Origin of the sequence: Streptomyces sp. SID5785, assembly GCF_009870065.1 — a bacterium.
Classification (GTDB): Bacteria; Actinomycetota; Actinomycetes; order Streptomycetales; family Streptomycetaceae; genus Streptomyces.
The window spans coordinates 1-3,257 of the sequence record NZ_WWIA01000742.1 but is presented as its reverse complement, the minus strand read 5'-3'; the positions used below and the strand labels follow the sequence as shown (position 1 = coordinate 3,257).

Annotated in this window: 4 protein-coding genes; 2 read left to right on the top strand and 2 right to left on the bottom strand. The window is 72.4% G+C overall.

Annotation, left to right across the window (positions count from 1 at the left end):
• The first annotated feature begins 104 nt into the window (after positions 1-104).
• Both GTW43_RS24310 and GTW43_RS24305 read left to right on the top strand, forming a co-directional pair.
• Positions 105-1,061 (top strand): SDR family NAD(P)-dependent oxidoreductase, encoded by a 957-nt coding sequence (locus GTW43_RS24310; protein WP_161304166.1) that lies wholly within the window; start codon positions 105-107, stop codon positions 1,059-1,061.
• A gap of 51 nt (positions 1,062-1,112) precedes the next feature.
• Positions 1,113-1,502, top strand: a complete 390-nt coding sequence (locus tag GTW43_RS24305) for a VOC family protein (protein ID WP_161304165.1) — start codon at positions 1,113-1,115, stop codon at positions 1,500-1,502.
• Between the two features lie 29 nt (positions 1,503-1,531).
• On the opposite strand, the gene GTW43_RS24300 is transcribed toward GTW43_RS24305, so the two are convergent.
• Positions 1,532-2,185, bottom strand: a complete 654-nt coding sequence (locus GTW43_RS24300; protein WP_161304164.1) for an HAD family hydrolase — start codon at positions 2,183-2,185, stop codon at positions 1,532-1,534.
• A 198-nt stretch (positions 2,186-2,383) separates the two neighbouring features.
• Complete coding sequence (locus GTW43_RS24295; RefSeq protein WP_161304163.1) at positions 2,384-3,040, bottom strand: hypothetical protein; 657 nt, start codon at positions 3,038-3,040, stop codon at positions 2,384-2,386.
• Between the last annotated feature and the right edge of the window lie 217 nt (positions 3,041-3,257).

The following is a 3,257-nucleotide window of genomic DNA, read 5'->3' as shown; positions in this document are numbered from 1 at the left end:
TCCTCGACGAGGCGTTCCGTCGCCTCAGCCTGGCGTGGCCCGGGCTCTGACCGCGCCGCACCCGACCACGGGCCTCGCCCGCCACACCCCGGAAGGAGCCCGCCGTGGCCGCCTGGAACGTCCATCAGCCCCCGCGCACCGACGGCACCACCGTCCTCGTGACCGGAGGCAACGCCGGCATCGGCTACTTCGTCGCCGAACAGCTGGCCGCCGCGGGCGCGACGGTCGTCATCGGCAGCCGCAGCCCGGCCAAGGCGTCCGCCGCGGTGCAGGCCATCACCGCCCGGATTCCCGGCGCCCAGGTGCAGTACGTTCCGCTCGACCTGGCCGACCTCGACTCCCTGGAGGCGTCGGTCGGCCGGATGGACACCGACGCACTGGACGCCGTCGTCCTCAACGCGGGCATCGCACTGGACGGCCCGCAGCGCGCGACGAACGACCGCGGCCACGAACTGATGCTCGCCACCAACCACCTCGGCCACTTCGCCCTTGTGCATCGGCTGGCACCCCTGCTGCAAGCGGCTCCGGCCGCCCGGATCGTCACCATGGGCAGCTTCGCCGCCCGCTCCGAACGCCTCGACCTCGAGGACCTCCACTCGGTGCACGAGTACGACCCGAAGCGCACCTACGGCCGCTCGAAGCTGGCACAGATGATGTTCGCGTTCGCACTCGACCGGCGGCTCCGCGCCGCCGGCGACACCTGCATGAGCGTGATCGCCCACCCCGGCGGCGCCCTCGACGCGCTCACCCCGCCGCGCCCAGGAGTCCACCGGCACTCCGGCCACCGGCACCTGCTGGCCCGGCCGGCGAAGCTGCTCGTCCAGGGCAAGGACGCCGGTGCCTGGCCTGCCGTCCGCGCCGTTCTGGACCCGGACGTGCGGGGTGGTCAGCTGTGGGGCCCCAGCCGGTTCGGCCTCAGCGGCAGACCCCACCTGGAACACCCGCACGCCCACATGACGGACGAGGCGAGCGCCGAGGCTCTCTGGACGGCCAGCGCCGAGCTGACCGGAGCGGATCCCTTCGTCACGGGCAGGGCGACCGGCTCACGACAGGACGCGTAGCGCGCGGGTGAGCGACCCGGCGCGGCGCTCGGGTCCGTAGGCTCGACCGGCATGGAGACACCGACACCCTTCGTTCATCACCTCGCGGTGTTCGCCTCGGACTTCGAGGCCAGCGAGCGCTTCTACACGTCGGCACTGGGCGCCCTCGGGATCGGGGCCGGCTACCGTGCCGACGGCGTGAGCGAGTACTGGACTCCGGGCCGGGACACGCCGTCGCTGTCCCTGGAGCGCGCCGCTGAGGGCACCGTCACCACGGGGGTGCATATCGCGTTCACGGCGGCCGACCGAGAGGCGGTGGACGCCTTCCACGCGGCTGCGGTGGCAGCCGGAGGCGTCTCCCGGCACGGGCCGCGGGTATGGACCGAGTACCGCGCCTACTGCGCGTTCGTCAGCGACCCGGACGGCAACAACATCGAGGCCGTGCACAAGGAGACCCATTAGCGGCCCCGGCCGATGAGTCGGGCGGGCCCCTACCTCGGCGGCGTGCCGATGACGCAGGCGAGCGCGGAGTCGACATTGGCAGCGATGTGGGTGGGGCGGTAGGCAGCCTCTGTCCAGGGGCGGTCTGCGGACACCCAGACACTGCGGAGGCCCAGCGCGTCGGCGCCGCCGATGTCGGCGTGCGGGGAGTCGCCGATCACCCACGATCCGCGGAGGGGGAGCCCCACGGTGCTCGCTGCCGCCCGGAAGATCTCGGGTGCGGGCTTCTTGTGGCCCACCGCTTCCGAGATCACCCACGTCCGGACGAGCCGGTCGAGACCGGTCCGGCGGATCTTCGCTTCCTGCTGCGCGGTCCTGCCGTTCGTGACGATGACACAGCTCCAGCCGTCGGCCCGCGCTGCCTCAAGGGCCGTGCGCGTGGAGTCCGCCAGCTCGACCCGGTCGGCGGCGCCGGTGTCCAGCAGGGTACGGATGGCGGAGATCGGGATGGACCGCCCGTAGCGCTGTGTCATCCCCGCCGCGACCTCCTCGCGCCGGGCGTACCCACCGGCGTCCAGTGCCGCGACCCACGACAGGTCGGTCGGCGGCAGCCCGTGCCCGGCCAGGAACTCCGCGACGGCCGCGTGGAACGCCGCGTCGCGGTCGACCAAGGTGTTGTCGAGATCCAGCATCAGCAACGGCATGCCTGTCAGTACAGCATGCTGTTCCGGCACCGGTTCGGGCGATGTTCGGGCCCAGTGGTTCGTAAGACTCGCCTCGCCCCTTGGCCAGGGCCGCCCTGGTAGTGGCGTGCGGAGCGGGCGCGGTTGCCGGCCCCGGCCGAACACCGGGCGCATGGAGGCGAGTTCGGGTGGGCGGCCTGCGCGCTTCTGTACCTGTACCTATGACCGGACAGAGCTGTCCGAACGCCACGAGGTGAGGCGCGGGCGGCCCGGCAACTCACCGCGCCCGGTGGCCCACAGCAGGGTGGGCCAAGGCTCGGCGCCGGCCGGGGCGTCCGGGAACAGGCGGGCGAGCAGCCGTGAGCAGAGCGAGGACGGAGGTTCCCAGGCAAACCCGAGGCCCTGCGCGACGTCGTGCATGTGCACGAGCATCTCCTGCAGGCCGAGCGCCGCGAACCCCTCGGGGTCGGACACTCCGGCCGCATGGTGCGCGCGGACGTGAGGCGGTGTCGTGCGCACCATGGCGACGAGCAGCGCGCCGCAGGCCTCCAGGACCTGCACCAGACCGGCCGGACCGGCGGCGCGGTCGGCGTAGACGAAGACCGTGGGGGCGTCCGCCCGCTTCTTCTGCAAGGCGATGGGCACATGTGTGTCCAGCGGCGGGCTCTTGGGGCCCAACTGCACGGCGTAGTAGAGCAGGTCGTTGGCAAGGTGCTCGACGGTCTCCCAGCAGTCCCACGCCAGCGAACCGGCCGCGCCGTCCCATGCGGTGGCGGGTACCTCGCGCAGCGCGTCGACCGCGAGTTGTACGGCAAGGTCGACGTCGTCCGCGGTGACAGGGGACGACGCCGGGCGGGTTTCGACCGGTCGTGACATGGGGTGCACCGTACCGCGAGGACCGATCGGCCACGGAACGAGGGAGGGGAGCACCGGATCGAGGTGGTCTCCCGAGTCGTTCGGGGAGAATGAACCGATGACGTCGACCCGAGCCGCAGCACTCGCCCTCCAGGACCTTGCCGCTCTCTGGAGCGTCGGCGAGGTGTGTGCCGCCGATGTCGTCTCCGGGGCCTGTGAGGCGCTGGTCGTGGGCCTC